The organism is Nocardioides sp. (genome assembly GCF_034670285.1).
Classification (GTDB): Bacteria; Actinomycetota; Actinomycetes; order Propionibacteriales; family Nocardioidaceae; genus Nocardioides.
Map to the genome: position 1 here is coordinate 1 of NZ_JAXMNS010000257.1, position 5,653 is coordinate 5,653.

Sequence of the window (5,653 nt, forward strand, 5' to 3'; positions counted from 1 at the left end):
TACCAATTCCGCCACCCGGACGAGTGCTTGGAAACCGTAGCAAAGCACTGCCCGAACACACACATCGGGGGCTTGATGTGCGGATGTCAGGATGGGGTCATGAGCACCGATGACGCGCAGACCCGGGTCCCGGCGGCACCGGAGGGCTACGACCCGGCCGCGGAAGTGGTCGACCTGTGTCGCGAGCTGATCCGCATCGACACCACCAACTACGGCGACCGTGAGGGCCCCGGAGAGCGCAAGGCGGCGGAGTACGTCGCCACGCTGCTCGACGAGGTGGGCATCGAGTCGCGGCTCTACGAGTCCACGCCGGGTCGTACGTCGGTGATGGCGACCTGGGGTGGCAACGACGACAGCCGCGGTCGCCTGCTCCTGCACGGCCACCTCGACGTCGTCCCCGCCGCCGCCGAGGACTGGCAGGTCGATCCCTTCTCCGGGGAGATCAAGGACGGCTACGTCTGGGGTCGTGGCGCGGTCGACATGAAGGACTTCGACGCGATGCTGCTCTCGACCGTGCGCGCTCGCCAGCGGGCCGGCGCCGTCCCCGAGCGTCCGATCGTGCTGTGCTTCACCGCCGACGAGGAGGCCGGGGGACACCACGGCGCCGAGCAGCTCGTCGAGCAGCATCGCGAGGAGTTCGACGGCGTGACCGAGGCCGTCGGCGAGGTCGGCGGGTTCAGCACCACCGTGCGGGGCCGGCGGCTCTACCTGATCGAGGCCGCCGAGAAGGGCATGGCCTGGATGAAACTCACCGCGCGTGGGCGCGCCGGGCACGGCTCGATGATCAACCCCGAGAACGCCATCACCCGCCTCTCCGCGGCCGTCGCGCGCATCGGCGCCCACCAGTGGCCGGTGCGGCTGACCCCGACGATGGAGGTCCTGCTCGCGACGGTCGCCGATCTCGCCGGCACCGAGGCGACGCCGGAGAACGCCCAGTCGCTGGTCGAGGAGTTCGGTGGGGCCACCCGGATGCTCGGCGCGGTGATCCGCAACACCGTCAACCCCACCCAGCTCGCCGGCGGCTACAAGGTCAACGTGATCCCGACCGAGGCCAGCGCCTACATCGACGGTAGGTTCCTGCCCGGCTACGAGGACGAGTTCTTCGAGACGCTGCGCCAGCTGTGCGGCGACGACATCGAGTGGGACTTCGTCTCCCACCAGCAGCCCTGGGAGACGCCGTACGACGGTGACCTGGTGGGGGCGATGACGCGCTCGATCCTGGCGGAGGACCCCGACGGCATCGTGGCGCCTTACACGATGAGCGGCGGCACGGACGCCAAGCACTTCCGCAAGCTCGGCATGCGTTCCTACGGCTTCGCCCCGCTGCGCCTCCCGGCCGACCTCGACTTCACCGCCCTCTTCCACGGGGTCGACGAGCGGGTGCCGGTTGATGCGTTGGAGTTCGGGGCGCGCGTCTTCGACCGGTTCCTCGGCGAGGCCTGAGGTTGCCGTTTGGTCCCAGACGACAGCTTTTCGGCCCGAATCGTTGTCGTCTGGGACCAAACGGCAACACCTCCGACGCCCGGGATGACGGGTCGGCGGTCAGCTCACCGGGTTTCGACACGCTCGGCGGCGCCCTCGGGCCTCAGTCGCCCTCGCTGCTCGACCGCCGACGATCACGCTCGCGCCCGCTCGAGCGTGATCAGGCCGTGCGCACTGCGCGGATGATCTTGCGGCGCAGGACGACGCGCCGGATGCCGTCGTTGCCGATGCGCACCCGGTCGAGCTCCCAGCCGCCGTGCTCGGCGCGCTCGACGAGCAGCTTGGCGACGACGCCTCGGGGCCACTCGCGGTCAAAGCTGACCTTGTCGAACTCCCACTCGACCCCCGAGCGTGGGGCGCGGCGGTCGCGCTGACTCATCCCGCGCTCTGCGAGACGTCGTCGAGGGCGGCCACCAGCTCGGTCGGGAGGGTCTTGTCCTCCACGTCGAGCGATCCGCGCAGCTGCGCGGCCGTACGGGCGCCGATGATCGGGGCGGTCACGCCGGGGCGGTCACGCACCCAGACCAGGGCGACCTCGAGCGGCGTCCAGCCCAGGCCGTCGGCGGCCCGGACCACGGCCTCGACGATGCGTCCGCTGGGCTCCTCGAGGTAGGGGCTGACGAAGTTGGCGAAGGCCTGCGACGCTCCGCGCGAGTCCACCGGCGTGCCGCTGCGGTACTTGCCGGTCAGCACCCCGCGGCCGAGCGGCGACCAGGGGAGCACCCCCAGGCCGAGGGCGGCGGCGGCGGGCAGCACCTCGCGCTCGACCTGACGGTTGAGCAGCGAGTACTCCACCTGCGTCGAGGCCAGCGCCACCCGGGCGGGCACCGCACGCTGCCAGGTGGCGGCCTGGGCCGTCTGCCAGCCGCTGTAGTTGCTGATGCCGACGTACGACGCGCGCCCGGAGGTCACCGCGAGGTCGAGAGCGGTCAGCGTCTCCTCGAGCGGGCTCTCGTCACTCCACACGTGCACCTGCCACAGGTCGACGTGGTCGACGTCGAGCCGCTTCAGGGAGGCGTCGAGGGTGCTGAGGAGGTGACCGCGCGAGGTGTTGGTGACGCGTTCGCCCGTACGACGCGAGATGCCGGCCTTGGTGGCCAGGACGACCTCGTCGCGGGCCACCACGTCGCCGAGGAGCTGACCCACGAGGCGCTCGGAGTCGCCGTCCGCGTAGCCGGCGGCGGTGTCGATCAGCGTGCCGCCGGCCTCGGCGTAGGCGATCAGCGACTCCCTCGCCTCGTGCTCGTCGGTGTCTCGGCCCCAGGTCATCGTGCCGAGGCCGATCCGTGAGACCTGGAGTCCGGTGGCGCCTAGCCGTCGCTGCTTCATGGGCAAAACTTAGCCAGCGCGCCACGGGGCGGTCGCGGGGGCGCGCGGGAACGTCACTAGCCTTCGCGTTGTGTGGGAGATGCTGCAGGCCATGGTGCTCGGGACTATTCAGGGGCTGACGGAGTTCCTGCCGATCTCGAGCAGTGCGCACCTGCGCATCTATCCCGAGCTCTTCGGCTGGGGTGATCCAGGCGCCGCCTTCACCGCGGTGATCCAGATCGGCACCGAGCTGGCGGTGCTGATCTACTTCCGCAACGACATCTGGCGCATCGGCTCGATGTGGTGCCGATCGCTGTTCCGTCCCGAGCTGAGGGGCCACCTCGATGCTCGGATGGGCTGGTTCATCATCGTCGGCTCGCTGCCGATCGTGGTGCTCGGCATCGCGCTGAAGGACGTCATCGAGCAGGACTTCCGCAACCTCTGGATCATCGCCACGATGCTGGTCGTGATGGGGCTGGTGCTCGGCCTGGCCGACAAGCTCGGGTCGAACAGCAAGAAGATCAAGCAGATCACCCTGCGTGACGCGATCCTGATGGGCGGCGCCCAGGCGCTGGCCCTGGTGCCCGGGGTCTCGCGCTCCGGCGCGACGATCTCGATGGGCCGCGCGCTCGGCTACGAGCGAGAGGCCTCCACCCGCTACGCCTTCCTGCTCGCCATCCCGGCCGTGGTGGGAGCCGGGCTCTTCGAGCTGCGCAAGATCGGTGAGCCGGTCGCGGCGGGCCAGACCGACTACGGCTGGGGCCCGACGATCGTCGCGACGGTCGTGTCCTTCCTCGTCGGGTACGCCGCCATCGCCTGGCTGCTGCGCTACGTCTCGACCCGGTCCTACACGCCCTTCGTGATCTACCGGGTGGTGCTCGGACTCTCCACGATGGTGCTGCTCGGCACCGGCGTGCTCGTCGCCCAGGCTTGAGACCTCAGAGCCAGCCCGCGCGCTTGAAGAACCACCACAGCGCACCCGAGCTGCCGAACATGAGCACCAGCGCATACGGGTAGCCCAGGGCCCAGTGGAGCTCGGGCATGGTGTCGAAGTTCATGCCGTAGATCCCGGCGATCAGGGTCGGAACGACGACGATCGCGGCGCCGGCGGAGATCTTGCGCATGTCGTCGTTCTGCTGCACCGAGATCGCGGCGAGGTGGGCGTCGAACGCCGTGGACAGCAGGCCGTCGAGGCTGTCGACGATCTCCGCGGCCTGGGTCAGGTGGTCGACGACGTCGCGGAAGTACGGCGCCGCGTCGTCGCTGATGCCGTGGACGCCGCCGGTGGAGAAGCGCCGCATCGGCTCCCGGAGCGGATGGATCGCGCGTCGCACCTCGGCGATCTCGCGCTTGAGCGTGTAGATGCGCGCCGAGTCGCGGGTGCGCTCGGTCGAGAACACCGACTCCTCGACCTCGTCGACGTCCTCCTCGAGGAACGCCACGACCTCGGTGTAGGCGTCTACGACGGCGTCGCACACGGCGTACACGACGGCTGACGGGCCGTGGGTGAGCAGCTCGGCGGAGCGCTCGAGGTGAGCGCGCGCGTCCTGCAGTCGCGAGCCGTCGCCGTGGCGGACGGTGATCACGAAGTCGCGCCCGACGAAGAGACTGATCTCGCCGGTCTCGACGGCGTCGTCCTCGTCGACGTACCAGAGGGTCTTGAGGATGAGGAAGAGGAAGTCGTCGTACGCCTCGACCTTGGGCCGCTGGTGTGCCTTGAAGGCGTCCTCGACCGCGAGCCGGTGGAGGCCGAACGCGTCGGCGACGTCGGCGAGCTCGTCCTGGCTGGGCTCGTGCAGGCCGAGCCACACGAAGCCGTCGTCGGCCTCGGCGCTCGCCCGCATCTCGGCGTAGTCGTGTGACGCGCACTCCAGCGTGAGCCTGGTGCCGCCCCGGTAGACGGCGCTGTCGACGATCACGCGCTCACCGTAGCGCCGGCAGTCCCGGTCGGACCGGAGGCCGGACTGCAAGCCCGGCGTGCGCGTGGTGCAGGTGACTACAGTCCTCGACATGGCAACCGTGATCCTCGTGCGACACGGCCGGACGACGGCCAACGCCTCGGGTGTGCTCGCCGGGCGTACCGCTGGGGTCCGGCTCGACGATGCCGGCACCGCGCAGGCGGGTCGGGCTGCGGAGCGGCTCGGCGCGATCCCGCTGGCAGCGCTGGTCAGCAGCCCGCTCGAGCGGTGCCGACAGACGGCCAAGGCCATCCTGTCCGCCCAGCAGCCGGCGGGGGAGAGCGCTGCCCGACTCAAGGTGGTCCACGACAAGGCGATCACCGAGTGCGACTACGGCGAGTGGCAGGGGCGCGCGCTCAAGGACCTGGCCAAGGAAGCGCTGTGGAAGACGGTCCAGGCCCACCCGTCCGCGGCGGTCTTCCCCGGGGGCGAGTCGATGTCGACGATGCAGGCGCGCTCGGTGGCCGCGATCCGGGGCCACGACGCCCGGATCGAGGCCGAGCACGGCCCTGGTGCGGTCTGGGTGGCCGTGAGCCACGGCGACATCATCAAGTCGGTGCTCGCCGATGCCCTCGGCATGCATCTCGACCTCTTCCAGCGCATCGGGGTCGACCCGGCGTCGGTGTCGATCGTGCGATACACCGAGGCCCGGCCCTACGTCCTCGCGTCCAACACCCACGAGGGAGACCTGTCGTGGTTGCGGCCACCGCCGCCGAAGGGACGCGGCGCGAAGCGCGGCGCCTCCGCGTCTGCCGCCGCGGACGCCGTCGCGGACGCCGTTGTCGGGGGAGGTGCGGGCCCCGACGTGGCTCCACCGGCGACCTCGACATCGACCGGCTCCACCTCACCCCGACGGCGGTCATAGGGTGGAGGACATGGCCCCGATCGTCCACGGTTTCGAAGAT

The 5,653-nt window shown here is 70.4% G+C and carries 6 protein-coding genes; 3 read left to right on the plus strand and 3 right to left on the minus strand.

Annotated elements, in window-relative coordinates:
- Positions 1-99: 99 nt before the first annotated feature.
- A complete protein-coding gene (locus tag VOI19_RS13105; protein ID WP_323793406.1) occupies positions 100-1,443 on the plus strand; it encodes a M20/M25/M40 family metallo-hydrolase in 1,344 nt (447 codons plus the stop codon).
- Positions 1,444-1,642: 199 nt separating this feature from the next.
- Here VOI19_RS13105 and VOI19_RS13110 read toward each other — a convergent pair whose 3' ends face one another.
- Both VOI19_RS13110 and VOI19_RS13115 read right to left on the minus strand, forming a co-directional pair.
- A complete protein-coding gene (locus VOI19_RS13110; RefSeq protein ID WP_323793407.1) occupies positions 1,643-1,861 on the minus strand; it encodes a DUF5703 family protein in 219 nt (72 codons plus the stop codon).
- Positions 1,858-2,811 carry an aldo/keto reductase gene (locus VOI19_RS13115; RefSeq protein WP_323793408.1) on the minus strand — a complete coding sequence of 318 codons (954 nt, stop codon included), beginning with the start codon at positions 2,809-2,811 and terminating at the stop codon, positions 1,858-1,860. The genes VOI19_RS13110 and VOI19_RS13115 overlap by 4 nt, the downstream gene beginning before the upstream one ends.
- A 70-nt stretch (positions 2,812-2,881) precedes the next feature.
- Between VOI19_RS13115 and VOI19_RS13120 the strand changes: the two genes are divergently transcribed.
- A complete protein-coding gene (locus VOI19_RS13120; RefSeq protein ID WP_416366379.1) occupies positions 2,882-3,724 on the plus strand; it encodes an undecaprenyl-diphosphate phosphatase in 843 nt (280 codons plus the stop codon).
- Between the two features lie 4 nt (positions 3,725-3,728).
- On the opposite strand, the gene corA is transcribed toward VOI19_RS13120, so the two are convergent.
- Positions 3,729-4,709: a magnesium/cobalt transporter CorA gene (gene corA / locus VOI19_RS13125; RefSeq protein ID WP_323793409.1), complete on the minus strand. Its 981-nt coding sequence runs from the start codon at positions 4,707-4,709 to the stop codon at positions 3,729-3,731.
- Between the two features lie 91 nt (positions 4,710-4,800).
- Between corA and VOI19_RS13130 the strand changes: the two genes are divergently transcribed.
- A complete protein-coding gene (locus VOI19_RS13130) occupies positions 4,801-5,613 on the plus strand; it encodes a histidine phosphatase family protein (protein WP_323793410.1) in 813 nt (270 codons plus the stop codon).
- Positions 5,614-5,653: the final 40 nt, after the last annotated feature.